Source organism: Collimonas antrihumi (assembly GCF_018304965.1).
GTDB classification, from domain to species: Bacteria; Pseudomonadota; Gammaproteobacteria; order Burkholderiales; family Burkholderiaceae_D; genus Collimonas; species Collimonas antrihumi.
Genome location: NZ_JAGQED010000044.1, coordinates 1 through 24812, shown reverse-complemented (window position 1 = coordinate 24812; position 24812 = coordinate 1). Strand labels below are relative to the sequence as shown.

25 protein-coding genes and 1 other RNA gene are annotated in these 24812 nt (G+C 56.0%); 11 read left to right on the top strand and 15 right to left on the bottom strand.

Going from position 1 to position 24812, the window contains the following annotated elements; genetic code table 11:
• The 3 genes from fdhF to KHU29_RS21315 all read left to right on the top strand — a co-directional run.
• Window positions 1-2024 (top strand): formate dehydrogenase subunit alpha (gene fdhF, locus KHU29_RS21325; protein WP_211455339.1); only part of this gene is annotated, 2024 nt, incomplete at its 5' end.
• A gap of 141 nt (window positions 2025-2165) precedes the next feature.
• Window positions 2166-2981, top strand: coding sequence for a formate dehydrogenase accessory sulfurtransferase FdhD (gene fdhD, locus KHU29_RS21320; RefSeq protein WP_211455338.1), 816 nt, complete (start codon window positions 2166-2168; stop codon window positions 2979-2981).
• A 49-nt stretch (window positions 2982-3030) separates the two neighbouring features.
• Complete coding sequence (locus tag KHU29_RS21315) at window positions 3031-3255, top strand: formate dehydrogenase subunit delta (protein ID WP_211455337.1); 225 nt, start codon at window positions 3031-3033, stop codon at window positions 3253-3255.
• 24 nt (window positions 3256-3279) lie between these two features.
• Here KHU29_RS21315 and KHU29_RS21310 read toward each other — a convergent pair whose 3' ends face one another.
• The gene (locus KHU29_RS21310) at window positions 3280-4488 is read right to left on the bottom strand and encodes a lactonase family protein (protein WP_211455336.1); all 1209 of its coding nucleotides are present in this window, start codon (window positions 4486-4488) and stop codon (window positions 3280-3282) included.
• Between the two features lie 242 nt (window positions 4489-4730).
• Here KHU29_RS21310 and KHU29_RS21305 point away from each other — a divergent pair, with 242 nt between their 5' ends.
• The 5 genes from KHU29_RS21305 (at window position 4731) to KHU29_RS21285 (ending at window position 6760) form a co-directional block, all read left to right on the top strand.
• Window positions 4731-5240 (top strand): FUSC family protein, encoded by a 510-nt coding sequence (locus tag KHU29_RS21305; RefSeq protein ID WP_211455335.1) that lies wholly within the window; start codon window positions 4731-4733, stop codon window positions 5238-5240.
• Window positions 5241-5311: 71 nt separating this feature from the next.
• Complete coding sequence (locus KHU29_RS21300; RefSeq protein WP_211455334.1) at window positions 5312-5575, top strand: DUF904 domain-containing protein; 264 nt, start codon at window positions 5312-5314, stop codon at window positions 5573-5575.
• Entirely contained in the window at window positions 5572-5883 is a 312-nt protein-coding gene (locus KHU29_RS21295) for a cell division protein ZapA (protein WP_211455333.1), read from the top strand. Before KHU29_RS21300 ends, KHU29_RS21295 begins: the two co-directional genes overlap by 4 nt.
• 133 nt (window positions 5884-6016) lie before the next feature.
• A non-coding RNA gene (gene ssrS, locus KHU29_RS21290) (6S RNA) lies at window positions 6017-6197 on the top strand.
• Between the two features lie 98 nt (window positions 6198-6295).
• Window positions 6296-6760 carry an EVE domain-containing protein gene (locus KHU29_RS21285; RefSeq protein WP_211455332.1) on the top strand — a complete coding sequence of 155 codons (465 nt, stop codon included), beginning with the start codon at window positions 6296-6298 and terminating at the stop codon, window positions 6758-6760.
• 26 nt (window positions 6761-6786) lie between these two features.
• On the opposite strand, the gene KHU29_RS21280 is transcribed toward KHU29_RS21285, so the two are convergent.
• The 4 genes from KHU29_RS21280 to KHU29_RS21265 all read right to left on the bottom strand — a co-directional run bounded on the left by KHU29_RS21280 (window position 6787) and on the right by KHU29_RS21265 (window position 10526).
• Window positions 6787-8325, bottom strand: coding sequence for a malonate--CoA ligase (locus tag KHU29_RS21280; protein WP_211455331.1), 1539 nt, complete (start codon window positions 8323-8325; stop codon window positions 6787-6789).
• Window positions 8326-8402: 77 nt separating this feature from the next.
• Window positions 8403-9260, bottom strand: coding sequence for a prolipoprotein diacylglyceryl transferase (gene lgt / locus KHU29_RS21275; RefSeq protein ID WP_211455330.1), 858 nt, complete (start codon window positions 9258-9260; stop codon window positions 8403-8405).
• Window positions 9261-9265: 5 nt separating this feature from the next.
• Window positions 9266-10159, bottom strand: coding sequence for a LysR family transcriptional regulator (locus tag KHU29_RS21270; RefSeq protein WP_211455329.1), 894 nt, complete (start codon window positions 10157-10159; stop codon window positions 9266-9268).
• 130 nt (window positions 10160-10289) lie between these two features.
• Entirely contained in the window at window positions 10290-10526 is a 237-nt protein-coding gene (locus KHU29_RS21265) for a TIGR04438 family Trp-rich protein (protein WP_211455328.1), read from the bottom strand.
• 163 nt (window positions 10527-10689) lie between these two features.
• On the opposite strand from KHU29_RS21265, the gene KHU29_RS21260 reads away from it, so the two are divergent.
• Window positions 10690-11001, top strand: a complete 312-nt coding sequence (locus KHU29_RS21260; protein WP_211455327.1) for a c-type cytochrome — start codon at window positions 10690-10692, stop codon at window positions 10999-11001.
• Window positions 11002-11155: 154 nt separating this feature from the next.
• Here the strand turns inward: KHU29_RS21260 and KHU29_RS21255 are convergent, their stop codons facing one another.
• From KHU29_RS21255 to KHU29_RS21245, 3 genes are all read right to left on the bottom strand, one after another.
• Window positions 11156-12283: a branched-chain amino acid ABC transporter substrate-binding protein gene (locus KHU29_RS21255; RefSeq protein ID WP_211455341.1), complete on the bottom strand. Its 1128-nt coding sequence runs from the start codon at window positions 12281-12283 to the stop codon at window positions 11156-11158.
• A 294-nt stretch (window positions 12284-12577) separates the two neighbouring features.
• Window positions 12578-13723 (bottom strand): branched-chain amino acid ABC transporter substrate-binding protein, encoded by a 1146-nt coding sequence (locus KHU29_RS21250; RefSeq protein WP_246542410.1) that lies wholly within the window; start codon window positions 13721-13723, stop codon window positions 12578-12580.
• Between the two features lie 337 nt (window positions 13724-14060).
• Complete coding sequence (locus KHU29_RS21245; RefSeq protein WP_092413771.1) at window positions 14061-15209, bottom strand: branched-chain amino acid ABC transporter substrate-binding protein; 1149 nt, start codon at window positions 15207-15209, stop codon at window positions 14061-14063.
• Window positions 15210-15386: 177 nt separating this feature from the next.
• Here KHU29_RS21245 and KHU29_RS21240 point away from each other — a divergent pair, with 177 nt between their 5' ends.
• Window positions 15387-15896, top strand: coding sequence for an Lrp/AsnC family transcriptional regulator (locus KHU29_RS21240; RefSeq protein ID WP_092438136.1), 510 nt, complete (start codon window positions 15387-15389; stop codon window positions 15894-15896).
• 182 nt (window positions 15897-16078) lie between these two features.
• On the opposite strand, the gene KHU29_RS21235 is transcribed toward KHU29_RS21240, so the two are convergent.
• The 6 genes from KHU29_RS21235 to folD all read right to left on the bottom strand — a co-directional run bounded on the left by KHU29_RS21235 (window position 16079) and on the right by folD (window position 22238).
• Complete coding sequence (locus KHU29_RS21235; RefSeq protein WP_211455325.1) at window positions 16079-17395, bottom strand: D-amino acid dehydrogenase; 1317 nt, start codon at window positions 17393-17395, stop codon at window positions 16079-16081.
• Window positions 17396-17553: 158 nt separating this feature from the next.
• Entirely contained in the window at window positions 17554-17979 is a 426-nt protein-coding gene (locus tag KHU29_RS21230) for a hypothetical protein (RefSeq protein ID WP_211455324.1), read from the bottom strand.
• A 10-nt stretch (window positions 17980-17989) separates the two neighbouring features.
• Complete coding sequence (locus tag KHU29_RS21225; RefSeq protein ID WP_211455323.1) at window positions 17990-18415, bottom strand: DNA polymerase III subunit chi; 426 nt, start codon at window positions 18413-18415, stop codon at window positions 17990-17992.
• A gap of 27 nt (window positions 18416-18442) precedes the next feature.
• Window positions 18443-19063, bottom strand: a complete 621-nt coding sequence (locus KHU29_RS21220; protein WP_246542408.1) for a glutaredoxin family protein — start codon at window positions 19061-19063, stop codon at window positions 18443-18445.
• Between the two features lie 245 nt (window positions 19064-19308).
• Window positions 19309-21387: a M3 family metallopeptidase gene (locus tag KHU29_RS21215; RefSeq protein WP_211455321.1), complete on the bottom strand. Its 2079-nt coding sequence runs from the start codon at window positions 21385-21387 to the stop codon at window positions 19309-19311.
• Window positions 21388-21392: 5 nt separating this feature from the next.
• A complete protein-coding gene (folD, locus tag KHU29_RS21210; RefSeq protein ID WP_211455320.1) occupies window positions 21393-22238 on the bottom strand; it encodes a bifunctional methylenetetrahydrofolate dehydrogenase/methenyltetrahydrofolate cyclohydrolase FolD in 846 nt (281 codons plus the stop codon).
• A 309-nt stretch (window positions 22239-22547) separates the two neighbouring features.
• Between folD and gshA the strand changes: the two genes are divergently transcribed.
• Entirely contained in the window at window positions 22548-24200 is a 1653-nt protein-coding gene (gshA, locus tag KHU29_RS21205) for a glutamate--cysteine ligase (RefSeq protein WP_425514504.1), read from the top strand.
• A gap of 242 nt (window positions 24201-24442) precedes the next feature.
• On the opposite strand, the gene KHU29_RS21200 is transcribed toward gshA, so the two are convergent.
• Window positions 24443-24812: hypothetical protein (locus KHU29_RS21200; protein ID WP_211455319.1), on the bottom strand; the 370-nt coding region annotated here is incomplete at its 5' end.

The window sequence follows — 24812 nt, the reverse complement described above, 5'->3', positions numbered from 1 at the left end:
GTCGCTTTGCCTGGGGCTACGCGACCCACAAGGACCGCATCACCAAGCCGATGATACGCAGCAAGATCACCGATCCGTGGCGCGAAGTCTCGTGGGACGAAGCATTGACCTATGCCGCCAGCGAGTTCCGCCGCATCCAAGCCAAGCACGGCAAAGATTCCATCGGCGGCATTACATCCTCACGCTGCACCAATGAAGAAACCTATCTGGTGCAAAAGCTGGTGCGCGCCGCTTTCGGTAATAATAATGTCGATACTTGCGCCCGCGTCTGCCATTCACCCACCGGCTACGGCTTGAAGCAAACACTGGGCGAATCGGCCGGCACCCAGACTTTCGATTCGGTGATGAAGTCGGATGTGATCATGGTCATCGGCGCCAATCCGGCTTCGGCCCACCCTGTGTTTGCCTCGCAAATGAAACGCCGCTTGCGCCAGGGCGCCAAGCTGATCGTGGTCGATCCGCGCACTACTGAAATGGTGAAGTCGCCCCATGTGCAGGCCGACTACCATCTCAAGCTGCGGCCTGGTACCAACGTCGCCCTGATCACTGCGCTGGCGCATGTGATCCTGTCTGAAGGTTTGCAGAAAGAAGATTTCGTCGCTGAACGATGCGACCAACAATCCTATGCCGACTGGAAGGAATTCGTATTGCGGCCGGAGAATTCTCCGGAAACGATGGCTGACATTATTGGCGTACCCGCAGATCAGTTGCGTGGTGCGGCACGCTTGTTTGCCACCGCCGGCAACGGCGCCATCTACTACGGCCTCGGCGTGACTGAGCATGCGCAAGGTTCGACCATGGTGATCGGTATCGCCAACCTGGCGATGGCGACCGGAAATGTCGGACGCGAAGGTGTCGGCGTCAATCCGCTGCGTGGACAAAACAACGTCCAGGGTTCTTGCGACATGGGCTCGTTCCCGCATGAGTTGCCAGGCTACCGGCATGTTTCGGACAGTACCGTGCGCGGCGAGTTCGAACAAGCCTGGGGTGTCACCTTGAGCCCTGAGCCGGGTTTGCGGATTCCGAACATGTTCGACGCCGCCATGGATGGCAGTTTCATGGGCCTGTATTGCGAAGGCGAAGATATCGTGCAGTCAGATCCGAACACGCAGCACGTCACTGCAGCGCTGGCAGCGATGGAATGCATCGTGGTGCAGGATCTGTTCCTCAACGAGACCGCCAAATATGCGCACGTGTTCCTGCCCGGATCGTCGTTCCTGGAAAAGGATGGCACTTTCACCAACGCTGAACGACGTATATCGCGCGTACGCAAAGTGATGCCGGCAAAAGGCGGAAAATCGGATTGGGAAGTCACTGTCGCCTTGTCTGCGGCTCTCGGTTATCCGATGGATTACCAGCATCCTTCGGAAATCATGGACGAGATCGCCGCGCTCACACCCACCTTCCATGGCGTCAGCTATGCCAAGCTGGACCAGGCCGGCAGCCTGCAGTGGCCGTGCAATGACGCCGCCCCCGAAGGCACGCCGATCATGCACATCAACGAATTTGTGCGCGGCAAAGGCAAGTTCATCAATACCCAATATTTTGCTACCGATGAGAAGGTGACGCCGAAATTCCCGTTGATCCTGACTACCGGCCGCATCTTGTCGCAATATAATGTCGGTGCCCAGACCCGGCGTACCGAGAACGTCGAGTGGCATAGCGAAGACCGGCTGGAGATCCATCCGCATGACGCCGAAGACAGAGGTATCAAGGAAGACGATTGGGTCGGCATCGAATCGCGTGCAGGGCAAACCGTGCTGCGCGCAACGGTGACTGAAAAAGTGCAGCCGGGCGTGGTATACACCACTTTCCATTTCCCGGAATCGGGCGCCAATGTGATTACCACCGATAATTCCGACTGGGCCACCAATTGTCCGGAATACAAGGTCACGGCGGTGCAGGTAATGCCGGTCAGCCAGCCTTCCGAATGGCAGAAGCAGTTCAGCCGTTTCACCGAGCAGCAGCTCAAACTGTTGCAAGGGCAGATGCATCTTGAGGGCGAAGCTGCCGCTGCCAAGTAAAGATAGCAAAAACTGTCGTCCTCGCGAACGCGGGCACCAAGGTGGAGAATCCAAGTTACTGATTTAAAATAGATTCCCGCGTTCGCGGGAATGACGTAGCGAGGTCATTCGATATAGCCTCAAGTTAAATGGATGAACCGCATGGACTTACCAGAATACGCCAGCAGCACTGAAGTCGAGGTCGAAAGGTGGAGTAACGGCGCCGTCGGCAAGCGTCGTGACGTGGTTGCTGAAGAAGTGCCGGTGGCGCTGGAATACAACGGCATTTCGCATGCCGTGATGATGGCGTCGCCTGCCGATCTGGAAGATTTTGCGCTGGGTTTTTCCTTGACCGAGGGAATTTTGCAGGATCGCAGCGAGTTGTTCGATTGCGAGATTGTCACCGCAACGGACGGGATTCAGGTGCAGATGCAGATTGCCACCGAGCGCTTCGTCGCGCTCAAGGAGAAGCGGCGCAACCTGACCGGACGTACCGGCTGCGGTTTGTGTGGCGCTGAAACCTTGCAGCAAGCGGTACGTAAGCCGGCGCCGGTAATTTCTCATGCACAGTTCTCAGCGGCAGACATATACGCGGCGATGGCCGACATGCAGAAGCAGCAGCATTTGCAGCAGGTAACCGGCGCAACCCACGCCGCTGCATGGCTACAGGCTGACGGCAAGATTGCGTGTGTGCGGGAAGATGTCGGGCGGCACAATGCGCTCGATAAATTGATCGGCGCTTTGGCGCAAAAAAATCCCGGGCAGGATTTTTCCAGCGGCGCGGTGCTGATCACCAGCCGCGCCAGTTATGAAATGGTGCAAAAGGCAGCGAGCACGGGATGCGGTTTTATCGTCGCGGTATCGGCGCCGACGGCGCTGGCGATCCGCCTGGCGGAACAGGCCAACGTCACCTTGCTTGGCTTCGTGCGGCAACCCGGCCATGTGGTGTATGCCCATCCGCAGCGGTTGTTGCCATGAGTTGCCAGGACCACCGTTAAAACCGACCTGCAGCAGAAAGGGTAGCGCAATGAATGTAGAGCACCTGGTGAAGATGGCGAATCAGATCGGGTCATTTTTCGAGACCATGCCCGACCACCAGCAAGCCATGACGGATCTTATCAGCCACCTGAAGCGTAGCTGGGAGCCGCGCATGCGGCGCGCGTTGCTGGCATATATCGAAGAACAGGGCGGGGCCGACCTCAAGCCTTTCGTGCTGGAGGCGATTCGGCAGCAACCCGGCAAGCTGCAGTGAGTTGCAGTGAGTTGCAGTAAGCCCTCAGCGTAAAAACACCATCTGCGAAGGGCTGCCCAGCCCGGTATACCTGTCGATAAATTCCAGCTTGCCGCTGTTCTTGTCGATGGCGAACTGGGTGATATTGTCGCTGCGCTGGTTCAGTGAGTAGATATAACGCCCTTGCGGCTCGATCACGATACTGCGCGGATAGTCGCCGCGGGTCCATGTTTCCTCTACCCAGCTGAGCTTTCCTTGCGCGCCGATGGCGAACTGGGCAATGCTGTTGCGCAAGCGGTTCGCGACGTACAGGAAGCGGCCGTCGTGGCTCAAGGTGAGGCCGGAGGCGAAACTGGTCCCCTGAAAATTTTTCGGCAAGCTTGAGACGGTTTGCTGTTCTTGCAAAGTTCCCGTGGCGTGGTCGAAGTGGTAGAGCGTCAAGGTTGAAGATTCTTCGTTGATCAGGTAGACATATTTGCCGTTGGGATGAAACACGAAATGGCGCGGGCCGGCGCCGGCCGACGACGCCCTGATGAAGGCCGGAGTATTAGGCGTCAAGCTGCCGTTGCTCTGGTCAAAGCGCCATTGATATATGCGGTCCAGCCCAAGGTCGGTGGAAAAGACAAACTTGCCGCTGGGATCGCTGGCGATCATGTGCGCATGCGGACTGTCATGGCCGCTGGCGGCAAAGCTACCGATCGTGGCCGCTTCGGGCCGTGCAGCCCCAGCCGGGCCGGTGTTTTGGCGGACCGACACGGCCGGCCGCAAACTACCGTCTTCAGCGACAGGGAAGGACGCCACTGAACCGCTGCCGTAATTCGCGGCGAGCAGATAGTTCTGCTTTGGCGTCAGCGCCACATGCACCGGGTTCTTGCCTTGCGCATCCTGCTGATTCAACAGCGTTAGCGAGCCATCTGCCCGGTTCACCGCATACGCCGCCAATACGCCGTGCTGGCTATCGTTGTAATTGTCCACTTCACTTGCTACATACAGCGTTTTGCCGACGGCATCGAGATCGAGCTGGGCCGCATTCGGCAGCGTGCTGACGACTTTGACCCGGCTCAGTGCGCCTGACTGGCCATCCACCTTAAACAGGTAGACACCTTCACCGTTGGGGTTATACGTGCCTACATAGGCAAAAAGGGCGGGGGGCAACGGCGTTTCAGCTCTTAGCGGCATACTGGTCATGGTGAGTAGGGCAATGGATAGCGCCATCCTTTTGGAAAGGTGGAAGATCGCTGACTGAATCTGCATATTTTCTCCGGTAGCCGAGCCGGCTGCTTCGGCGTTTTCTCCAGATTAATTTCCAGATTTTTTGCCGGATTGCGCGACGAATGAATATAGGGTGATCCAAACCGATTGGCAATATGTAAATTCACCGCTGCCATGGACGAACCTTCGCCAGAGGCCCGTGTCACAGTGTAAGGTACTGAATTCTCAGGGCGAACCGCGTTCTCGGCTAAAATGGCGCTCGCACCGAAATTCTAAAGGCCGGGATGGACTTCCAATTCATTAGCCCCAGAAAAAATGCCCTGGTTTACCTGGTCAAGATCATGACCGGTGTGTTGATCACGTGGTACGGATTGCGCGCCCTGGGTTTGGACGAGCCGTACTGGGCCTTGATTTCCCTGATCATTGTGACCGAGCCGGATGTCAACCTGGCCAAGGCGAACTTCCGGGCCCGTTTGATCAATACCCTGAATGGCTGCGTGGTTGCTTGTCTGGCGCTGATTGTTCTCGGCCCGGGATTCCTTTCCCTGCTGGTCGCTTTGGCAACATCGGTGCTGGTGGCCATGCTGTTGCAGAACTATCCCGCCAACTGGCGCCTGGGCCCGGCGACCGTGGTCATTTTGATGTCGGCTGCGATTGGCGGTAAAGGCCTGCACCAGGAGTTGCAATATGCTTTGTTGCGGGTCGGGGAGGTTATCGCCGGCAGTACCGTGGCATTATTGCAATCATTGGCGTATACCTATGCACTCAAGCGCCTGGCGCCACCCTCTAATTGATGACCAGTACTACACTAATTCATTGATCGAATCTATTGACGTAATTTCCTTAGCGACACTATAGTGACAAAATGATTTCAGAATTCCATCAATTATCAGAAAAAATCGGCCAATTGGCCGAGCTGACGCACGCCCTGCGTCGCGAAAATGCCGAACTGCGCCTGCGCGTGACCGGATTGCAGAGTGAAAACGAAGAGTTGACGCAACGCATCGGGGAAGCGCACCAGCGGGTAGCCGCTTTACTTGAGAAATTTCCGGCATTACCGGAAGATGTATCGCAAGAAGTGTCGCAAAATTCGTCGCAAAAATCATTGCAAGATCAGGAGCTTACATGAGTCAGTTAAATGTCAGCATCATGGGCCAGGCGTACACCTTGGCTTGCAAAGAAGGCGAAGAGAAGGCGTTGCAGGAAGCGGTGACTTACCTGGATGGCAAAATGTCTGCCATTCGAGATGCCGGAAAAATTCGCGGCAATGATCGCATCGCCGTCATTGCAGCTCTTGGCATCGCTGCCGAATTATTGGGCAGCAAAGCGCCCGCAGGTCCGTTGTCCGATCTCACCATGTCGGAAGTAAAGCAGAACATAACTGCGATGCATGCGGTCCTGGATGAGGCGCTCGCTGCACAGGAAGACTTGTTTTAATTTTTGGGTTATGGCGGGATGTCCGCCGGCTAGCCACGCATCTGGCCAATTCGTTGGCTGCTTTGCCGGCCGCATCGCACCAAAAATTTTGCCAAAAAGGGGTTTGACTTGGATATCGTTTGGAGTAGACTAACGTCTCCTGCCGTGTTCGCGATTGTCATAAAATCCTTGAACCATTTATACGCAACGGCTGCGGAATTTTGTTCGATAGGTGTGAGCGTCGCTAGTCCGATGAGCCCGAAATTGAACTAACTGCGGCCAACTTGAATCGCTTTGGTTCAGGATGCCGACAAAGCGGCACAGGCGGGACTTGATTCTAAAGCGGCTGCATATGTGCAGTCGCTTTTTTTATTTCCAGCTTTATATTCGACCGAATTTTCCAATTTTGTCTCGCTACCAAGCTAGGAACGAAATGAATTATTGGCTAATGAAATCCGAACCGGAAGACGCCAGTATCGACGACGTCTTGGCCATGTCCAAACAAACCATCGCCTGGTATGGCGTGCGCAATTATCAAGCGCGCAATTTCATGCGCGACGCAATGCAGGTCGGCGACGGCGTGCTGTTCTATCATTCCGGTTGCGCCGTGCCTGGTATAGCCGGCCTGGCCGAGGTGGCGAGCACGCCTTACCCGGACGACACGCAGTTTGATCCCAAAAGTAAATATTTCGACCCCAAGGCCGAGCGCGAGAATCCGCGCTGGATGCTGGTCGATGTGCGCGCCCTGAAGAAAACCCGCCTCATTGCGTTGCCGGAATTGCGGCAGCAGGAAGCGCTGGCCGAGATGCAGATACTGCGCCGCGGCAACCGGCTTTCCATCACCCCGGTCAGCGCTGCGGAATGGCGGCACATCACGACCAAGCTTATGAAGGGGTGATGCTGCCCGTGCTATTTATGCGCTATTCATGTTCCGTAACGCTCGCGCAGCACATTTTTTTGTACTTTCCCCATGGTGTTGCGCGGCAGTTCCTCGGCAAAGAACACGTGCTTGGGCACCTTGAAATTGGCAATGGCAGCTTTCATCAAGGCGATTACATCTGCCGTAGTCAGCTTGGCTTCCGGCCGTTTCACGATCACCGCAGTCACCGCTTCACCGAAATCCACGTGAGGAATGCCAATCACTGCTGATTCCAGCACGCCATCGATTTCATCTATCACGCTTTCGATTTCCTTCGGATAGACGTTATAACCGCCGGAAATAATCAAATCCTTGCTGCGGCCGACGATCGCCAGGTAACCATCGCGATCCAATTTCCCGACGTCACCGGTCTTGAAATAGCCGTCGGCAGTGAATTCCTCCGCAGTCTTTTCCGGCATGTGCCAGTAGCCGTGGAATACATTCGGTCCCTTGACCTGGATATCGCCGATGTCATCCGTACCGCAAGCCACGTCGTCGCCATTGCTGTCGGTCGTCATCAAGCGCAACGAGACCCCTGGCAGCGGCAGGCCGACGGTGCCGCCGCGACGCTCCCCTGCATACGGATTGGAGGTTAGCATGGCGGTCTCGCTCATGCCGTAGCGCTCCAGTATGGTGTGGCCGGTGCGCGCGATAAATTCGGCAAAGGTATCTGCCAGCAAGGGCGCCGAGCCGGACACGAACAGGCGGATATTGCGGCAAGTGTCGCGATCGAATCCGTTGTGCGTCAGCAGCCGCACATAATAGGTCGGCACGCCCATGAAAACTGTGCTGCGGGGCAGCTGGCGGCAGACTTTCGCTGCGTCGAATTTTGGCAGGAAAATCATCTTGCTGCCGTTCAGCAACGCGCCGTTGGCCGCGACCAGCAAGCCATGGATGTGGAACAGCGGCAGCGCATGCAGCAGGACGTCATCCGCTTGCCAGTGCCAGTATTGCTGCAGCACCTGGGCGTTCGAGCCGATATTGCCGTGCGAAAGCATGGCTCCCTTGCTGCGGCCTGTGGTGCCCGAGGTGTACAGGATTACGGCGAGATCGTCGGCCTGCTTTTCAACCGTCTCGAATTGGTCCGGATGATGCATGGCGCGCGCCAGCAGCGATCCGGAGTTCCTGCGGCCATTACCACCTTCGCCTTCATCCAGCGTAAACAAATGCCGGGTGCCGGCCTTGAATGCGATCTGCGCTATCCAGCCGAAATTCTGCGGTGAGCAGACGAATACCGCGGGTTCTGCATCGCCGATGAAATATTCGATTTCGGCTGCGCGGTAGGCTGTGTTCAGCGGCAGGTAGACGAAACCGGCGCGTAATGTCGCCAGATAAAGTATCAATGCCTCGGCTGATTTTTCTACCTGCACGGCTATCCGCGCGCCGCTTGGCAGATCCAGGCTGCTGAGCAAGTTGGCGATCCTGGCGGAGGCGCGCTCGATGTCGCCCCAGGTGTAGTACTGGCCGTAGTGGGTTTCGATGCAGCAAGCGGTTTTGTCGGCAGGAAAGCGCGACGCAAAAAGGGCGTAAAGATTGGCAGTCATAGTCGAAGCGGAAAAAATTGGCGGGCAGCGTTCGCCTGGTCACCGTCAGGTGGCCAGGTGAGCGCCCGCGCCGTGGTTCAGGGTGTCGATTTGCCAGTCAGGGTTTTGGCTGGCGGCGCGTCGGCGGCGCCAGCATATTGATACGGCTTTCTATAAGCGATAACCAGCAACACGATGCCCAATACGATCATCGGCACCGACAGCATCTGGCCGGCGGAAATGGTGATGTCGCCAAACGTCACGTTATAGTCCGGCACGCGGAAATATTCGGTAAAGAACCGGGCGCAGCCGTACAGCAGCGAGAACATGCCGGCTACGGCCATACGCGGCCGCGGTTTGCGCGAGAATATCCAGAGGATGATGAACAGCAATATGCCGTCAACCAGCATCTGGTAAATCGGCGACGGATGGCGCGGCAGGCTGTCCACATTCGGCCAGATCATGGCCCACGGCAGCGACGGGTCGGAGACTACCCGGCCCGGCAATTCGCCGTTGATGAAGTTGCCGAGGCGGCCGGCGGCATAGCCGAGCGGCACCATGGGCGCGATGAAATCCATGATATCCATCAGCTTACGGCCGGACTTGCGGCCCCACCACCACATGGCAATCATGACGCCGATAAAGCCGCCGTGGAAAGACATGCCGCCCTTCCAGACCGCGATGATTTCGCTCGGGTGGGAAAAATAATAGGCTGGATCGTAAAAGAATACCTGTCCCAGACGGCCGCCGATCACTACCCCCAGCACGCCGTAAAACAGCATGTCGTCGATATCTTCTTTTTTCCAGCCGGCGGCGGCAATATGCGGCTGCTTGATCCTGATGCGGCCGACCCAGATGAACTGGATGAACGCCAGCAGATACATCAGGCCGTACCAACGCACATGGAGCGGCCCCAGAGAAAAGGCGATCGGGTCGGGTAATGGATGAATCAGCATGTTCTTTATTTCTTTCTCAATAATTCCAAAAAGGCTTGCAATACGGGCGAAACATTATCACGCCGCCAGGCCAGGCCGGTTTCTACCAGCGGCGTCTGATCCTGCAATTCGCGATAGTCGACCCCCGGGCGTTGCAGGTTCGACACCGATTGTGGCACAAGCGCGATTCCCATGCCAGCCGATACCAGGCCGACGATGGTTTGCATCTGGATCGCTTCCTGACCGATATGCGGGGTGACGCCGGCGGCACGGAAGCAGCCCAGGATGGTGTCGTGGAAACCCGGCGAGATGCGGCGCGGGAAAATAATCAAGGGCATATCGGCGAGAGAGCTCAAAGCGATCTTGCCCTTGGTCCGCAAAGCCTTGAGGCCGCTGGGCGCCGCCAGGATCAGCGGTTCCGATAAAACCGGCTGGTATTCCAGCGCCAGCTTGGCCTTGTCCGGCAAGGGCGGGATCAGCAAACCGGCATCGATCCTGCCTTCCATCAACTGCGCCAGCTGGAGATCGCTGGTGGCTTCCTGCAAGTCGATTTGCACTTGCGGATAGGCTTCACGGAAGGCCCGCAGCAATGGCGGCAAGATACTGTAATCGGCAGTAGAGACAAACGACAGCGTGAGCAAGCCCGATTCGCCGGAAGCCGCACGCCGCACCAGATCGGGCAGGGTGGCAGCCTGCTGCAACAGGCGTTGCGCCTCAGGCAGCAGCGCCAGGCCGGCCGGTGTCAGCGCCACGCTGCGTTTGGTGCGTGCAAACAGCGGCGTGCCAAGGTTGGCTTCCAGCGCCTGGATGGCTTGCGATAACGGCGGCTGCGTCATGTGCAGCCGCAGTGCGGCGCGGCCGAAATGCTTTTCTTCGGCAACCGCCACGAAATAGCGCAGTTGTCGCAGCTCGATATTCATAAATTCGTCATGGGTCCGTTAAAAGCTCGTTAAAAGCCCGTTAAAAGCCTGTCAAAAACCCGCGTATCCAATAAAAAAGCCGGTGAAGCGCCGGCTTTTGGTGTTGCGTAGCGATGCCATCCTGCGCATTTCAGCGGCCACGGCCCTTATGATTCTCAAAGGTCTTCTTGACGCGTTCCTGTCTGGTCTTTTCGATTGCTTCGTGGGCTTTTCGCTTGTCCAGGCCGAGCATCCGTTCGATGAACTCAAACCAGATAAAGGCAATCGCCATCAGGGCAGCGATCCACCACCAGGACATGCCGGCAAACGGACCAATCTCGAAGTATTTTAACGCTATTAATGAAACGATAAGAATAATCAGTGGCATGGCTTTCCCTTTTCTTTGCGGAAAGGATAGGGCGAAAGATGCCTGTGGTCAACGGATGTTGATCTGATATGTTGAATTTCAGATGTATGTAGGTGTTTCGGGGATATGAGACAATGCAGACGGGCAGGTAAAATGGTGTCACATTTTTTTGACGGAGATAAGAATGAAACGTTTGTTGATCTGTGCAGTGCTTGGCGCAATGGCCTCAGGTTCCGCCTTGGCGGATGCCGGCCTGGATCTGGCGAAAGCCAAGAACTGTCTGGCGTGCCACGCGGTAGCTAACAAGGTGGTCGGTCCTGCATACAAGGACGTTGCAGCGAAATTCGCCGGTCAAAAAGGCGCTGAAGACATGCTGGTGCAAAAAGTCCTGAAGGGCAGCACCGGTACCTGGGGTGCGATCCCGATGCCGGCCAATCCGCAAGTGAGCGATGCCGAAGCGCATACGCTGGTGAAATGGATTTTGTCGCTGAAGTAATAGCGCAGACCATGCCGCAAACAAGGCGCTCAGGTGAGCGCCTTTTTTTACGGCTATAGATCTAATAAAAAAAACGTCCCGGCAAGCGGAACGCTTTTTTAACTGGTATCTCGGAATAGTGGGATGGGCACGATGTGCCCATCCTGCGACGCAGTTACTTCGTCACGGCGAGCTGGGTGCGCTGACCATCCCTGTAGGTATACAGAGTGATCGTGCCGTCCTTGATGTCGCCCTTGGCGTCAAACGAGATCATGCCGGTCACGCCCTTGTGGTGAATCTTGGCCAGTTCCGGCAGGTATTTTTTCGGATCGGCCGACTTGGCTTTTTGCATGGCATCTGCCATGGTCATCAAGGCATCGTAGGTATACGGTGCATAGATCACGACGTCCTTGCCGTATTTTTGCTTGTAGGCTGTCTTGAAATCGTCCAGGCTCTTCCGTGCGGACTCTTCCACACCGCCGGCTTCGGCGCAAATCACTTGATCGTTGCCGATGCCGTCACCCGCCAGTTTTGGCAGGTCGGAAGTGCAAATGGCGTCGCCGCCCATGAATTTGGCCTTGATGGCCAGTTGTTTCATCTGGCGCAGCATGGGACCGCCGCCGGCATCCAGTCCGCCGAAGAACACGACATCAGGCTTCTTGGCCTTGAACGAGGTCAGGATCGCATTGAAGTCGGTCGCCTTGTCGTTGGTGTATTGGGTCGCCACGATGGTGATGCCGGCCGCTTTGGCTGCCTTGGTGAATTCTTCCGCCAGGCCTTGGCCGTACGCTGTGCGGTCGTCGATTACGGCTGCGGTTTTGGCATGCAATGTCTTGGCGGCATAACGGCCCAGGGCGCTGCCCAGTTGGCTATCGCTAGCTACTACGCGGAAGGTGGTGTTGAAATTTTGCTGGGTATACTTTGCGCTGGTAGTCGAAGGCGAAATTTGCGGGATACCGGCATCGTAATAAATCTTAGAAGCAGGAATCGACGTGCCTGAATTGACATGGCCAATGACGCCGGCGACTTTGGCGTCGACCAGTTTTTGCGCTACCGCAGTGGCTTGCTTCGGATCGGATGCATCATCTTCCGCTATCAGCACGAATTTGGTTTTCTTGCCGTCCAGTGTGATGCCTTTCGCGTTCAACTCTTCGATCGCCATCCTGGCGCCGTTTTCATTATCTTTGCCGATGTGAGCGATGGGGCCGGTGATGGGGCCGACGTGTGCGATCTTGACCACTTGTTCCTGCGCATAAGCGCTTGCAGACAAGACCAATGCGATGGCAGCGGTCAATGGAATCATTTTCATTTTGTGCACCTGGGTTTCTCCTAAGGATTTGCGGCGAAATTAATAAATTGATGAATTGATGAATTAATGGTGAGCAATTTTTTAGACAGTCGACTTTAATCAGTAGTTCGGTCTGTCCGCGGAGTTAAACGGTACAACATAAGAATAGCTTCGCAAAGCGCTTTTATATGTTTTTTTGTCAATTCGACAGAATGATATGTGTAATGTGCGGAGCGGCAGGGTGCAAAATAAAAAAAGCGCCCCAACGCTAAGTTCGGACGCTTCCATGGGACAGCCGGTGGATGTTATTTACTTAGTGACGGCCAGCAATGTACGCTTGCCATCCTTGTAAGTGTACAAGGTCAGCGCGCCGTCCTTGATATCGCCCTTTGCATCGAAGGCGATTGTGCCGGTCACGCCCTTGTAATGGATCTTTGCCAGTTCGGGCAGATATTTTTTCGGATCGGCGGAATTGGCTTTTTGCATGGCTTCCACCATGGTCATCACGGAGTCGTATGAGTAGGCCGCATACAGTTTGACTTCAGTGTTGTATTTCTTGTGGAAGGCTGCCTTGAAATCGTCCAGGCCTTTTTTGCCGGAATCTTCGACGCCGCCGGCTTCTGCGCACACCACCTGGTCATTGATCACGCCATCGCCGCCCAGTTTGCCCAGTTCGCCAGTGCACACGCCATCGCCGCCCATGAACTTGGCCTTGATGCCGAGCGCCTTCATTTGGCGCAGCATCGGGCCGGCAACCGCATCCATGCCGCCGAAGAAAATTACATCCGGATTCTTGGCTTTGATCGAAGTCAGGATGGCGTTGAAATCGGTTGCCTTGTCATTGGTGAACTGGGTCGCGACGATATTGACGCCGGCCGCCTTGGCGCCTTTGGCAAACTCCTGCGCAACCCCTTGACCGTAGGCGGTGCGATCGTCGATGACGGCGATGTTCTTGGCCTTCAGCGTGGTGGCCGCATAACGTCCCAGCGTGCCGCCCAGCTGGCCGTCGTTGGCGACTATGCGGAATACGCTGTTAAAACCTTGCTGGGTGTATTTCGGGCTGGTGGCAGCCGGCGAGATTTGCGGGATGCCGGCATCGTAGTAGATCTTGGAAGCTGGAATCGTGGTGCCCGAATTCAGGTGGCCGATGACGCCGTCGATCTTGGCGTCCACCAGTTTTTGCGCTGCGGCCGTGCCCTGTTTGGGATCGGATGCATCATCTTCTGTCAGCAGTACGAATTTGATTTTCTTGCCGCCCAGGGTAACGCCCTTGGCGTTCAATTCTTCGATCGCCATCTTGGCGCCGTTTTCCATGTCTTTGCCGAGGTGGGCCGAAGGGCCGGTCACCGGACCGACATGGCCGATCTTGACGATTTGTTCCTCGGCATGGGCCGAGCCGGCAGCGCCAAGGGCCAACGCGATTGCTGCAGTCAACGGCAACATTTTGTTCTTCATCTGCACGTGTTTCCTCCTAAGGATCAAGTAAGCAAAAATTCCCGCTGCATGTTCAGCGGAACATGCAAACATTACAACAGAAAAAAATCTTCGCAAAGGATTTTCACTGTGTTTTAGACAATACACTTACGGTGCGGATGGGAAAGGCGGCTGGAATAACGGGATATTTGGCGCGAATAACGCCGCTGTAACAGACTGTGACTGACCGAACGGTAAGCGGCGATTGCTTCTTGCGATACCGCCAGTAATTTTTTTGATGCGTATTTTGACGGGTATTAACGAGTAACAAAAAAAACGCCCCGTCAGACGGGGCGTTTCCGGATGCTGCGCGAGACGATTATTTTGTCACTGTCAGCAAAGTGCGTTTGCCATCCTTGTAGGTGTACAAAGTCAGCGAACCGTCCTTGATGTCGCCCTTAGGATCGAACGAGATCACGCCTGTCACGCCCTGATGGTGAATCTTGGCCAGTTCCGGCAGGTATTTTTTCGGATCGGACGACTTGGCTTTCTGCATGGCGTCAACCATTGTCATCAGCGCGTCGTACTCATACGGTGCGTAGATCACGACTTCCTGGTTGAATCTCTTTTGGTACTTGGCCTTGAAGTCTTCCAGCGCTGCTTTGCCGGCATCTGGCACACCGCCAGCTTCGGCGCAGACTACCTGGTCGTCTTTCAAGCCTGCACCAGCCAGCTTGGCCAGCTCAGTAGTACACAGGCCATCGCCGCCCATGTATTTGGCTTTGATGCCGAGCTGGTCCATCTGACGCAGCATCGGGCCGCCGACCGCATCCATGCCGCCGAAGAAGATCAGGTCAGGATTCTTGGCCTTGATGGAAGTCAGAATCGCGTTGAAGTCGGTAGCTTTGTCGGTCGTGAACTGAGTAGCGACGATAGTACCGCCGGCCTTCTTGGCGCTCTTGGCGAACTCTTCCGCAACCCCTTGGCCGTACGCGGTACGGTCATCGATCACGGCGATGTTCTTGGCTTTCAGCGTGTTGATGGCATAACGGCCCAGGGTGCCGCCCAGCTGGCCATCGTTGGCCACCACTCGGAACGCGGTGTTGAAGCCTTGCTGGGTGTACTTAGGATTGGTAGCCGATGGCGAGATTTGGGGAATACCTGCATCGTAATAGATCTTCGATGCCGGGATGGTCGTGCCGGAATTCATGTGGCCGATAACACCCTTGACCTTGGCGTCCACCAGCTTCTGCGCAACTGCAGTACCTTGTTTCGGATCGGAGGCATCATCCTCGGAGGCCAATACGAAAGTAACTTTTTTACCGCCGATCATGGTGCCCTTGGCGTTCAGTTCCTCGATCGCCATCGTGGCGCCGTTTTCATTGTCCTTGCCGATGTGAGCGTTAGGACCCGTAAGCGGGCTGACTTGACCGATGGTGACGACTTCTTGAGCTGAAACAGGGCCGGCAAAGGCGAAAGCCATTGCAATTGCGCCAGCCAACGGAATCATTTTGATCTTGTTCTGCATGAATATCCTCCTGAGGATTTAAAATAAAACAATCTAACTACAGTTTTACCGTCCGCTGCTTATCTATTATTTATCCAGACTTGTCCGAATAAAGCAACGTTACAACATAAAAAACGCTTCGCATAGCGGTTTTTGCGAATTCTTAAAACAGCTGGCGCAGCCCTTAATCCCCTTGGCATGAGCAAACAACACACACTAGACAAAGTCGATCGCAAACTGCTGAACTTGCTGCAGCGCGACAATCAAATGCCAACCCGCACCCTGGCCGAAAAAGCGCACATTTCCCAGCCAACCTGCCTGCGCCGCCTGCGCGATTTGCGCGAGGCCGGCATCATCAGCGCCGATGTCTCCCTGGTCGATCCGTTCGCACTCGGTTACGGCATGCTAGCGTTTCTTGAAATCTCGCTGAATCACCAGTCTGACGAGCACATGCAGGAATTCGAGCTGCGCATGAACAAGGAAGCCGAAGTCATGCAATGCTATTTCGTGTCCGGCGATTACGATTATTTCCTAGTCGTGCATGTGATCGATATGGATGCCTATTATCAGTTTGTGCGCCGGGTCATTTCGGGGTCAGGCAACGTCCGCCATTTCCAATCTCGCTTTCCGATGAAACGCGCCAAATTCGTTACGCGGGTCGCCTTCGACGAGAAGCCTGCAACGGTCGAGGTGCGCATCGCCAAGTGATGCACTCGAACAGTGCGCCGAAACAACAAAATGGCGGCGCGACTGATTCCCGCAGACACATACGCAAAAACCGCGCCATGTCACAGCAGATCGCAACAAATAAAGAAGGCGGAAAAAAAAGACCGATGCTGGCGCCAGCATCGGTCTTTTTCATTGCCTTGCTACAGCAGGCGTGACAGCAATCATGCTTGCACAGGGCGCGGCAAAATCATCGGCCGTGGCGTCTGCCGCGGCATGCCGGTAAAGGCAAAATCGACTTCCGGCTGGCGGCCGGAAATGATCTCGGCGATGGCGCGTCCGGAACCGCAACCCATGGTCCAGCCGAGTGTGCCATGGCCGGTGTTGAGGAACAGATTGCTGATTTTGGTTTTGCCGATATACGGCACGTTGGATGGCGTCATCGGGCGCAGGCCGGTCCAGTAAACCGGATTGTCGTAGTCGCAGCCGTCCGGGAACAGCTCGCGGGTACGGCGTGTGATTGCTTCGCAACGGGTGGTGTTGAGTTCGCGCGTGTAGCCGTTCAGTTCGCAGGTACCTGCCACCCGCAGGCGGTCGCCCAGGCGTGACACCACCAGTTTGTAGCCGTCGTCGGTCAGCGAGACGCTTGGCGCGGCTTCGGAATTGGTAATCTGATAGGTGGCGGAGTAACCTTTGCCCGGATAAATCATCAGCTCGATGCCAAGCGGTTTCAGCAGCGGTGTCGAGAAGCTGCCCATGGCAACCACGAAAGCGTCGGCATGCAGCACTTCATGACGGCCGTCGGCATTGATGACTTCAACCCCGGTGATCTTGGCGCCGGCGCCGCTGCCTTCGGTAATCAGGCGGGTGACGCTGGTGTTGTACTGGAAATTCACGCCGGCTTCGGCGGCCTTATCGGCCAGGCCCGAGGTGAATTTATAGACGTCGCCGGATTCATCGGTAGCGGTAAAGTCGCCGCCGACGATTTTGTCGCGGATGCGGGCCAGAGCCGGTTCGATTTTCACCACTTCATCGGCGCTGATCGAGTCGCGCGGGCAGCCCAGGTCACGCATCAGTTTCGCGGCCGGCAGCGAAATATCGAATTCTTTTTGGTCCGTATAGAAATGCAGGATGCCGCGTGTCAGGCAATCGTAGTCGACGCCGGTATCGGCACGTACTGCTTGCAAGGTCTGGCGGCTATATTCGCAGATGGCGACGATTTGGCGGATATTGTCGTTGGTGCGGGCTGGCGTGCATTCGCGCAGGAAATTCAGCGCCCATTTCCATTGCAGCCATTCCGGACGGAAGCGGTACAGCAATGGCGCATCTTCCTGCCCCAGCCACTTCAACACCTTCAACGGCGCTTGCGGATTGGCCCAAGGCTCGGCATGCGATACCGAAATCTGGCAGCCGTTGGCAAAGCTGGTCTCTTGCGCCGCACCCGGCTGGCGTTCGATCACGGTCACATCGTGACCTTCCTTGTTCAGGAACCAGGCAGAGCTAGTGCCGATAACGCCGGCGCCCAATACAATTACTTTCATCTCATCTCCAAAAACCACCGTTTTTTAAACAAAATTACCGCTTTTCAATAGCGCTATTGTAAGAAAACATAGATTTTTTAGGCGATCAAAATGAGATCTATTTTTTTTACTTTTATCTACGGTATTGCAAATAGTGATTGAAAATCAAAAAAATTACGCTAAATGTTTGTTTTTTTTAATTTGACTAATTCCAGGCTTACTGCTCGGCAAATCACTTCATCCAGGGTCTGATGCAAGCCGGTCCTGATTTGCGCCGCCATGCCTTCCACTGCTGTCTGAAGCACGTCCGCCAAGCCGTCCCGGACACGCTGCTCGATGACGAAATCGATCCGATCCTGCAGTTGCTGCAATACTTTTTCCCTTACCTCTGCCTCTAGCCGCTCCCAGTCATGCTGGCTCAGCGTGATCTCCGGCTGGACCGAGGGCAACTCGAAACTGTCTTCATCGTCGATTGCCGATGTTGACGCCGGTGCTGCAGCGGTAGCAATAGCCGGCGGCGTTTCTATAATGTCGGTCAAAGTCGGTAGCGGAACAATGACCTCGGTCAATAAAGGGATATTGGCGTCATGTTTACCGTTGGTCATCGCAAAATCCTCATACATTGTCAGCAACAAAATGCGTTAGCGGATAACCGCGTTGCTGGTAAAAACGATAGCGCTCACGCCCGCCGGCCTTGTCGTCTTCTGCCAGCGAGATGATTTCGAACATTCTTTCGAAGCGGGCGAAATGCAGTGGAGTCCTGCCGGAAAGGTTGATCAGGATCTGGTGATGCGGCCACTCGGTTTCTTCATCGGCGGCCAGGATCACCGGGGTTTGTGCTGCCAGAGGATCGCCTGCCCTGACGTGCGGCAGGAAGTCGTGCTCGGAAAATGTCCAGAGCGCCTGGTCAAGCGTCGCCAGATCCTCGGCATTACTGCTCAATATGACGATCTGGCGTTGTGCCATGCGGGCTTTGCGCACCAGTCGGCAGGTGTACAGAAATTTGTCCGAAATATTGGTGTGAAAGTCGATTTGCGTCATGAGGTGTAATCGTGGGGCAGCAATGTCTTAAAAACGGAAACCGGGAGGCGCGTTACCTGCCGCCGGCAATGCGTCGCCGTTGTTGGCGGTGCCGTTGGTGCTGAGGCCCGGAGCTGCGGATTTACCCGGTGAGCCGGCGCCAGGTGCGGCGGCTACCGGCGCTGCATTGCGATAGGTTTTTGGCAAACGATTGCTTTCGGGGTAGCCGGCTGCGGTCAGCGCGGTGCCCCAGGCCGGGGCCAGGAAGCCGCTTTCCTTGTTGCTGCCAATGGTCAGCACGGGTAGTTGGTCGTCCTTCGCGATCTTGCGTAATGCAGCAATGTCTTCATTGCTCTTCACGGTTTTTTCGCTGAACGGAACGCCGCGTTCGTTCAGCATTTTGCGGCCATCGTCGCAGGGGATGCATTTTTCCGAGCTATACAGGGTGACAGGATGGTTCTTGACCGCCAGCGCCAGTTCATATGGCAGGCCGTCGCCGCTGCTGCTACCCTCGCCAGCGCCGCCGACGGTTTTCTGTGGTATCACCTTGCCAGAGGCCGGCGGCGTATCGCTATAAGTGACCTTGCCATCCGGGCCGGTGGATTTATACAGTTGCGCCTGTACGCTTGCGGCCGACATCAGCAGAAAAAACATTGCAGCGAATTTCATCTCGAATTTCATCCCAACCTTCATCCTCTTCCCCTTATTGTAAGAATCGCCGACCTGCGGCGAAGGTTTGCCTGCGTTGCTACTGCTTATGGAAAGCTCGAATAACCCGCCTGTTACGTCTCGGCGACCCCATCTCGGCGACCCCGTCTCGGCGCCCCCGTCCTTCCCGCGAACGCGGGAATCTATTTTAAATCAGTAACGTGGATCCCCGCGTTCGCGGGATGACGGAGTTTTTAGAGGTCGCCTTATGCCGCCATGCCGCTGTGTCGCAGCAGGGCGTCGATATTGGGTTCGCGTCCGCGAAATGCCTTGAAAGATTCCAGCGCCGGACGTGAGCCGCCGACGGCCAGGATTTCGTCGTGGAATTTTTTGCCGGTCTCGGCCGACACCACATTCCCGCCGTGCGCCGCCGCCTCTTCAAACGCGCCATACGCATCGGCCGACAATACTTCAGCCCACTTGTAACTGTAGTAACCGGCAGCGTAGCCGCCGGCGAAAATGTGGCCGAAGGAATGCTGGAAGCGATTGAACGGCGGCGGGTTGATGACCGCGATCTTGGCTCGCACCTGGTTGATTACGTCTTGCACGCTTTGGCTGCCATACGGATCGTAATCGTCGTGCAAGCGCATATCGAACAAGGAAAATTCAACCTGGCGCAGGGCTTGCAAGCCGGACTGGAAATTCTTGGCGGCGATCATCTTGTCGTACAGCGCGCGCGGCAAGGGCTCGCCGCTTTCTGCCTCGGATGTCATGTGCTGCAACACTTCCCATTCCCAGCAAAAGTTTTCCATGAACTGCGAAGGTAATTCGACCGCATCCCATTCGACACCGGAAATGCCGGACACGCCAATCTCGTCAACCCGGGTCAGCATGTGATGCAAGCCGTGGCCGAACTCGTGGAACAGGGTGATCACTTCGTCATGCGTAAACAAAGCCGGCTTGGCGACGCCGTCGATCACTGCCGGCGCGGTGAAATTGCAGGTCAGGTAAGCAATCGGGGTTTGTATTTCACTGCCGAGGCGGCGCCGGGCGCGTGCATCGTCCATCCATGCGCCGCCACGCTTGCCGTTACGGGCATACAGGTCGAGATAGAATTGGCCGATCAGCTTGCCGTCTTTTTGGATCCGGAAAAACTTGACGTCCGGATGCCATACCGTGGCCTGGTCGGCGCTGATGTCGACGGAAAACAATTTCTGCACCAGTTGGAACAAGCCTGCTACCACGACTGGTTCCGGGAAATACTGCTTTACTTCTTGTTCGGAAAAAGCGTAACGCTGCTCGCGCAGTTTTTCGGCGGCATAAGTCAGGTCCCAGGCTTCCAGCGAGGCCAGGCCCAGCTGTTCTGCGGCAAAGGTGCGCAGCTCGGCCAGATCTTGTTCGGCAAACGGCCGTGCGCGCTGGCCCAGGTCTTCCAGGAAGTGCATTACTTCGGCAGGTGTTTTTGCCATCTTCCGCACCAGCGACAGCTCGGCATAATTCTTGAAACCCAGCAGTTTCGCTTCTTCATTGCGCAAACGCAGGATCTCGACAATGTTGGCGCTGTTGTCCCATTCCGGCTTTTCGCCCAGCTCGGATGCCTTGGTTGCATTGGCGCGGTAGATTTTTTCACGCAAGGCGCGGTCGTCCGCATATTGCAGGATCGGAAAGTAAGACGGGAAGTGCAGCGTAAATTTATAGCCGGGCTTGCCATCCTGCTCGGCTGCGGCGCGCGCGGCCTGGCGCACGTCGTCCGGCAATCCGGCCAATTCGGCCTCGTCGTTGACAAACAAGCCGTAGGCGTTGGTGGCGTCGAGAATGTTTTCCGAGAACCTGGTGGTCAGCGCCGCGTGTTTTTCCTGGATTTCGGCGAAACGGGTCTTCTTGGCCGGCGGCAGTTCTGCACCACCCAACCTGAAATCGCGCAGCGCATTGTTGACTATCTTGCGCCGCGCCGCCGACAGATCGGCGAAATCGAGGTTGTTCTTGATGGCCTTGTACTTATCGAACAAGGCCAGGTTTTGCGCCAGCGCAGTCCAGAACTCGATCAGTTTCGGCTGGTTCTCGTTATACGCGGCACGCAATTCCGGCGTGTCCGCCACCGCATTCAAATGGCTGACAATGCCCCAGGCACGACTCAATTTTTCGGTCACGTGTTCCAGCGGGACGACAAAATTGTCCCAGGTGGCCGCATCGGTCGATGCCTCCAGCAGGGCGACGACGGTATGCGCCTGCTGGAGCAGCGCGGCAATCGCCGGCGTGATGTCGGCCGGCGTGATTTTGTCGAACCTTGCCAGGCCGGTAAAGTCGAGCAGGGGATTGCTGGCGTTGAAAGCGGTAGATGTCATTGCAATTACATTCTTTCTGCGGCTTCGATGGTGTTGACCAACAACATGGTGATGGTCATCGGACCGACGCCGCCTGGCACCGGGGTAATGTAGCCGGCGACTTCCCGGGCGTTGGCAAAGTCGACATCGCCGCACAGCTTGCCGTTATCGTCGCGGTTCATGCCGACGTCGATCACGGCCGCGCCGGGTTTGATCATGTCGGCGGTAACAATATTGCGTTTACCGGTAGCCACCACGAGGATATCGGCCATGCGGGTATGCAGCCCGAGATCGCGCGTCTTCGAATTACAGATGGTGACAGTGGCGCCGGCTTGCAAGAGCAGCATGGCTTGCGGCTTGCCGACGATATTCGAGGCGCCGACGACCACGGCATGGGCGCCACGCACAGGGAAATTGACCGATTCCAGCATTTTCATCACGCCGTAAGGCGTACACGGGCGGAACAGTGGCTGGCCGGTCATCAACAGGCCGGCGTTGCTGATATGGAAGCCGTCGACGTCTTTCTCTGCTGCGATGGCTTCGATCACCTTGTGGGCATCGATGTGGGCCGGCAATGGCAGTTGCACCAGGATGCCGTTAATCTTCGGATCATGGTTCAAGGCGTCGATACGCGCCAGCAAGGCCGCTTCGGTCAGGTCTGCATCGTATTTTTCCAGCACTGAATGCAAGTCGTTGTCTTCGCAAGCCTTGACCTTGTTGCGCACATACACCTGCGAAGCCGGGCTGTCGCCGACCAGGATCACCGCCAGGCCGGGCTGCTTGCCCTGTGCGGTCAGTACGGCGGCGCGCTTGGCGACATCGGCGCGCAGTTGTTTTGAAAGGAGGTTTCCGTCAATCAGTTGAGCTGGCATAGTGGTGGCGTGAAAATTGAAAGCAAAGCAGGATTATAAGGGGTGCGCCCCCATAAGTTTGCACCGGCAGCGAGTTCCTTGCGGATTCTTGTAAATTTGCTGAAGATTGCTTATTTGATAAAATGCAGTGTTGGCGAGCGCGCGGCCAGTACGTTGCCAGTACGTTGCCAGCGCTATTTTCACCAGTCGATTGCGCTCCGGGCGACATCCAACGCGTTCTTTCATTTTCGGCTATTCTCGCCTTCTACGAATCGAGTTACGGGCAGCAATAACGTCGCGAAATCAAAAAAATCACGAAATCATGAAATCATGAAATCACCAAAGGCCAAAGAGCCCAAGATGATGAATTTGAAAACAAAGGATGCTGAATTGACTGATCATTACACGCGCCGGCTGGCGCTGCTAGGGCAAGAGCAGCATCGCGGCTTGCTAGGCCAGGGCTTGCGCGGCATCGAGAGAGAGACATTACGGGTTGACGGCAACGGCCGGCTGGCCCTGACGCCGCATCCGCGCGCGCTGGGCTCGGCGCTGACGCAGCCGCAGATCACGACCGATTATTCGGAATCGCTGCTGGAATTCATCACTCCCGCCGAGCACGACATAGGAACGGCGCTGACCGAGCTGGATGCGATCCATCGTTTCGTCTATTCGAAGCTGGGCGATGAACTGCTTTGGAGCCAGTCGATGCCGGCCCATCTGCCGGCGGAAGAGCAGATTCCGATCGCCTGGTACGGCACATCACACATGGGCATGCTGAAGCACGTCTACCGGCGCGGCCTGGCGCTGCGCTACGGCAAGCGCATGCAATGCATCGCCGGCATCCACTACAACTATTCGCTGGCGGAAGGGCTGTGGCAGGTCTTGCAGGAGGCTGAAGGCAAGAGTGGTAGCGGCACCGCGATGCATTTCCAATCGGAGAGTTATATCGCGACGGTGCGCAATTTCCGCCGCTACAGCTGGCTCCTGATGTATCTGTTCGGCGCATCGCCGGCGCTGTCGACCTGTTTCCTCGACGGCCGCCAGCATCGCCTGGAGCAACTGGACAAGGATACCTTGTATCTGCCGTACGCCACCAGCCTGCGCATGAGCGACCTCGGTTACACCAGCGAAGCCCAGGCGCGCCTGACGCCCCAGTTCAACAGTCTCGACAGCTACATCAAGAGTCTGGCACGGGCGGTCAGCCAGCCTTATCCGCCGTATGAAACAATCGGCACCCATCGCAACGGCGAATGGGTGCAAATCAATACCAATATCCTGCAAATCGAAAACGAGTACTACTCGACGATCCGGCCGAAACGCGTGATCAATTCCGGTGAACGGCCGATCCAGGCGCTCTCTGCGCGTGGCGTGCAATACATCGAAGTGCGCTGCATGGACATCGATCCATTCGAGCCGATGGGCATCAACCTGGAAACCTCGCGTTTCCTCGACGCCTTCCTGCTGTTCTGCGCGCTGGACGACAGCCCTTTGACGAGCGATGAGGAGAGTCTGGAAAACACCGAGAATTTCACGCGTGCGGTGAAAGAAGGGCGGCGTCCCGGATTGCAATTGCGGCGCGACGGCAATCCGGTCGGGTTGCAAACCTGGGGCAAGGAATTACTGGAGCGGATCGGCGCGGCCGCTGCGCTGCTCGACGCCCAGCGCAGCGACGGCGTCCACGCTGCATCGCTGGCAAAACAAAGCCTCAAGCTGGATCAGGTTGAGCTGACGCCGTCGGCGCAGGTGTTGTCTATCCTGCAGCAGAACAAGGAATCGTTTGCCAGCTTTGCACTGCGTCAAAGCAAGGCGCACGCGGCTTATTTCCTGGCGCACCCTCCCAGCCCGGAAGAACGCAATTATTTCGAAACTCTGGCAGCTACCTCACTGTCCGAACAGGAGAGCCTGGAACGTAGCCAGACCGGTGATTTCGATACCTTCGTCGCGGCTTATCGGGCCAGTACCTTGGGCAATATGAGTGTATGAAAACTCTGAGTAACTGCTGTCGGAGCTGACGGTATCAAGCTGTGGCCCGACCGATCAAGTCGGGTCAATAATGTTCACATCAGCGCTCAACTATAGGTTAGGCGAAATATATGGAAGCCAGTCTGACCATTTATCTTGCTCTATCGGCATTATTTATATCTGTTGCGATCAAGTCGATGTTTAGGGGTTATTTGCGGCCTGACTTCAATAGCACGGTATATAGCCCAACAAGGGCTGCAGCACTAATTAACCCGGGTATGATGCTGCGTTGTGTAAATCCGTAAAGAATAATGTCTGTCGTTAATCCAATAATCCAGAAAACGGCGACGTACATTAATGTAGCTGCCGACAGGTATTTTTTTAATGTGGTCCAATAAGTGCGGTGCTTCAACCATGCCCAGGCAAGATTGGTAACGCCAATAACAACAAGGACTATAAAAACAGCTAAAGAAATTGTCGTCCATGCCAACGATGACCCGGTAAAGAGGACCTGTCAGGAATTCTGTGTGCGGGATCAGAATTTCATAGTTAGTCAATTGCGTTGGTAAAGCGTTCGCCGAACATGATGGCGAATTGGTTGGCTGCCAGCTTCCATGTTCGCTGTGGCATCTT

What these genes read in the sequence shown, in the direction of transcription:
- fdhD (WP_211455338.1), top strand. Translation starts at nt 2,166, where the DNA reads ATGGACTTACCAGAATACGCCAGCAGCACTGAAGTCGAGGTCGAAAGG.
- KHU29_RS21315 (WP_211455337.1), top strand. Translation starts at nt 3,031, where the DNA reads ATGAATGTAGAGCACCTGGTGAAGATGGCGAATCAGATCGGGTCATTT.
- KHU29_RS21310 (WP_211455336.1), bottom strand. Translation starts at nt 4,488, where the DNA reads ATGCAGATTCAGTCAGCGATCTTCCACCTTTCCAAAAGGATGGCGCTA.
- KHU29_RS21305 (WP_211455335.1), top strand. Translation starts at nt 4,731, where the DNA reads ATGGACTTCCAATTCATTAGCCCCAGAAAAAATGCCCTGGTTTACCTG.
- KHU29_RS21300 (WP_211455334.1), top strand. Translation starts at nt 5,312, where the DNA reads ATGATTTCAGAATTCCATCAATTATCAGAAAAAATCGGCCAATTGGCC.
- KHU29_RS21295 (WP_211455333.1), top strand. Translation starts at nt 5,572, where the DNA reads ATGAGTCAGTTAAATGTCAGCATCATGGGCCAGGCGTACACCTTGGCT.
- KHU29_RS21285 (WP_211455332.1), top strand. Translation starts at nt 6,296, where the DNA reads ATGAATTATTGGCTAATGAAATCCGAACCGGAAGACGCCAGTATCGAC.
- KHU29_RS21280 (WP_211455331.1), bottom strand. Translation starts at nt 8,325, where the DNA reads ATGACTGCCAATCTTTACGCCCTTTTTGCGTCGCGCTTTCCTGCCGAC.
- lgt (WP_211455330.1), bottom strand. Translation starts at nt 9,260, where the DNA reads ATGCTGATTCATCCATTACCCGACCCGATCGCCTTTTCTCTGGGGCCG.
- KHU29_RS21270 (WP_211455329.1), bottom strand. Translation starts at nt 10,159, where the DNA reads ATGAATATCGAGCTGCGACAACTGCGCTATTTCGTGGCGGTTGCCGAA.
- KHU29_RS21265 (WP_211455328.1), bottom strand. Translation starts at nt 10,526, where the DNA reads ATGCCACTGATTATTCTTATCGTTTCATTAATAGCGTTAAAATACTTC.
- KHU29_RS21260 (WP_211455327.1), top strand. Translation starts at nt 10,690, where the DNA reads ATGAAACGTTTGTTGATCTGTGCAGTGCTTGGCGCAATGGCCTCAGGT.
- KHU29_RS21255 (WP_211455341.1), bottom strand. Translation starts at nt 12,283, where the DNA reads ATGATTCCATTGACCGCTGCCATCGCATTGGTCTTGTCTGCAAGCGCT.
- KHU29_RS21250 (WP_246542410.1), bottom strand. Translation starts at nt 13,723, where the DNA reads ATGAAGAACAAAATGTTGCCGTTGACTGCAGCAATCGCGTTGGCCCTT.
- KHU29_RS21245 (WP_092413771.1), bottom strand. Translation starts at nt 15,209, where the DNA reads ATGCAGAACAAGATCAAAATGATTCCGTTGGCTGGCGCAATTGCAATG.
- KHU29_RS21240 (WP_092438136.1), top strand. Translation starts at nt 15,387, where the DNA reads ATGAGCAAACAACACACACTAGACAAAGTCGATCGCAAACTGCTGAAC.
- KHU29_RS21235 (WP_211455325.1), bottom strand. Translation starts at nt 17,395, where the DNA reads ATGAAAGTAATTGTATTGGGCGCCGGCGTTATCGGCACTAGCTCTGCC.
- KHU29_RS21230 (WP_211455324.1), bottom strand. Translation starts at nt 17,979, where the DNA reads ATGACCAACGGTAAACATGACGCCAATATCCCTTTATTGACCGAGGTC.
- KHU29_RS21225 (WP_211455323.1), bottom strand. Translation starts at nt 18,415, where the DNA reads ATGACGCAAATCGACTTTCACACCAATATTTCGGACAAATTTCTGTAC.
- KHU29_RS21220 (WP_246542408.1), bottom strand. Translation starts at nt 19,063, where the DNA reads ATGAAATTCGCTGCAATGTTTTTTCTGCTGATGTCGGCCGCAAGCGTA.
- KHU29_RS21215 (WP_211455321.1), bottom strand. Translation starts at nt 21,387, where the DNA reads ATGACATCTACCGCTTTCAACGCCAGCAATCCCCTGCTCGACTTTACC.
- folD (WP_211455320.1), bottom strand. Translation starts at nt 22,238, where the DNA reads ATGCCAGCTCAACTGATTGACGGAAACCTCCTTTCAAAACAACTGCGC.
- gshA (WP_425514504.1), top strand. Translation starts at nt 22,548, where the DNA reads ATGAAATCACCAAAGGCCAAAGAGCCCAAGATGATGAATTTGAAAACA.